The sequence below is a fragment of the Vibrio sp. Vb0888 genome, assembly GCF_033338835.1.
Taxonomy (GTDB): domain Bacteria; phylum Pseudomonadota; class Gammaproteobacteria; order Enterobacterales; family Vibrionaceae; genus Vibrio; species Vibrio alginolyticus.
The window spans coordinates 1-2,321 of the sequence record NZ_JAWOTL010000050.1 but is presented as its reverse complement, the minus strand read 5'-3'; the positions used below and the strand labels follow the sequence as shown (position 1 = coordinate 2,321).

Sequence of the window (2,321 nt, the reverse complement as noted above, 5' to 3'; positions counted from 1 at the left end):
AGTTGGTTAGAATACCGGCCTGTCACGCCGGGGGTCGCGGGTTCGAGTCCCGTCCACTCCGCCACTTATATTAAGCCCCAGTCGAAAGACTGGGGCTTTTTCGTTTGGTCGTGTCCCCTAGAAATGCATTTACACATTGAAGGCGAGACAATACGACTTTCTTTACCCTTTTGGCACATGAATTTCTCAGGAAGATGGGCCTGCTGCCTGCACTTCCAATTACTCCGAGTTTGTATTATGTCCTCGTTGAAAGATTGGTCATTTGAACAATGAGTCTTTATAACACTCGCCCTCAACCGTAGTAGAATGAATAGTCTTCCTCACTGCGCGTTTTGTTAGCGTCTCTCTTAAACAATAATTTTCTACATCTTATTTCTCAAACATTCATTGCTTCCATGTTTAGAGCGGGACCGTCGTTGCGTGGATTACGCAATTTCCCGAAATATAGTGAGGAAGAGATCTAAGTCTTCCGAAAATTAATGCCTTTTAGAAAACTTTGTTTTCTTTGCTGAACTTGCTAGTAGCGATTAACCTAAGAGGAGTTCTTGAGGAGTATGTTTGATGATGCAACAAATAAAAAATGAAACGCTGAAATCTGTATTTAAGCAATGGTCTTCCGAAGAGGGAATTGTGGTCATCAACCCTGCAACTGAGCAAGAGTTAATTCGGTTAAAGCCTAGTACTCTTGATGAGTTAGATGATCTCATTGGTCAGTGCAAAACGGAGCAAGTCCGTTGGGCTAAATTAAGTGCCAAAGAGCGCTCTCGTCGTTTGAGGGGGTGGTATCAACTACTTCTTGATAATGCAGAAGACATAGCCACGATTATTACCTTAGAGCAGGGTAAACCTTTAGCTGAGAGCAAAGGGGAAGTGATGTATGGTGCCTCTTTTGTCGAGTGGTTCTCAGAAGAAGCAAAACGTGCTTATGGCGAAGTTATTCCTGCCCCCACGACAGATAGACGTCTATCTGCAATTCGCCAGCCTGTGGGAGTATGCGCTGCAATTACACCTTGGAACTTCCCTATTGCGATGATTACAAGAAAAGCAGCACCAGCCCTAGCGGCAGGTTGTGGCATGTTGATCAAGCCATCAGAGCTTACCCCTCTCACTGCAATTGCTGTTGTTGAATTAGCTTATCAGGCTGGTATCCCTAAAGAACTGCTTTCTGTCGTGGTGTCGGAGCAGGCTGCTGAGTTTGGTCAAGTACTAAGTACTGATCCTAGGATTCAGAAGATCTCTTTTACGGGGTCTACGCGCGTTGGGAAAATTTTGATGAAGCAAGCCAGTGATTCAGTCAAGGCGGTGTCGATGGAGTTGGGTGGTAATGCGCCTTTCATCGTGTTTGAAGATGCAGACTTAGATGAGGCTGCGGAAGGGCTTGTCGCGTCGAAGTTCCGTAATGCAGGGCAAACATGTGTTTGTACCAATCGGCTATATGTTCATAAAAATGTAAAACAAGCTTTTATTGATAAAGTATTGTCGAAGTTAAGCAAATTAAAGCTTGGAAATGGTTTAGAGAAAGGTGTCACATTAGGTCCTGTTATTACGATGGCCTCTAAGCATCGACTAGAGGCGGTGATCGATCAAGCTGTACAAGAAGGAGCCTCTATTGCTAACTCTCCACAGAGACGGCCTGGTCGCTTTATGGAGCCCGTTCTTTTGGATAGTGTGACGCAGAATATGTCGATTGTTCAGCAAGAGCTATTCGGGCCTGTGTTGCCTATTGTTACCTTTGAAAATGATTATCAAGTTCTCGAAATGGCGAACGATACAGAATATGGTTTGGCTTGCTATTTCTATACGAATAGCTTGAAGCGTATTATGGCTTTTAGTGAAGGTTTAGAGTACGGCATGGTTGGAGTTAATGAAGGGATCATCTCTACTGAAGTGGCTCCATTTGGTGGAGTTAAAGAGTCGGGTGTTGGACGGGAAGGTGCTAAGCAAGGACTCGATGAATATCTGGAGACAAAGTATATTTGTCTTGGTGGTTTAAGCTGATTTCAGAGATGGCCGATTGAATTAAAAAGCTAGGTTTTTACCTGGCTTTTTTTAGTTGAAAGATACACCATTTGCCACGCGCGTTTGTGGTTAATATTTTCTGGTTACTTAGTGAGTCGATAGTTAGCTTGCGGTAAGCGGTTTTTAATAATCAAAGCGCTTATGTTATTTCGTGGGTAGTAGGAGAGAGCTTAGCTTTAAACTAATACAAAAAAGCCGCATCAAGTGATGCGGCTTCTTCTAATATGGCTCCTCCTGCTGGGCTCGAACCAGCGACCTGCGGATTAACAGTCCGTCGCTCTACCAACTGAGCTAAGGAGGAA

At 44.1% G+C, this 2,321-nt stretch carries 1 protein-coding gene and 1 tRNA gene; one reads left to right on the top strand and one right to left on the bottom strand.

Features of this window, described 5'->3' with window-relative positions:
• Positions 1-561 precede the first annotated feature (561 nt).
• Complete coding sequence (locus R7P72_RS23615; protein ID WP_081007970.1) at positions 562-1,998, top strand: NAD-dependent succinate-semialdehyde dehydrogenase; 1,437 nt, start codon at positions 562-564, stop codon at positions 1,996-1,998.
• A gap of 246 nt (positions 1,999-2,244) precedes the next feature.
• Here R7P72_RS23615 and R7P72_RS23610 read toward each other — a convergent pair.
• A tRNA-Asn gene (locus R7P72_RS23610) sits at positions 2,245-2,320 on the bottom strand.
• Between the last annotated feature and the right edge of the window lies 1 nt (position 2,321).

What these genes read in the sequence shown, in the direction of transcription:
- R7P72_RS23615 (WP_081007970.1), top strand. Translation starts at nt 562, where the DNA reads ATGATGCAACAAATAAAAAATGAAACGCTGAAATCTGTATTTAAGCAA.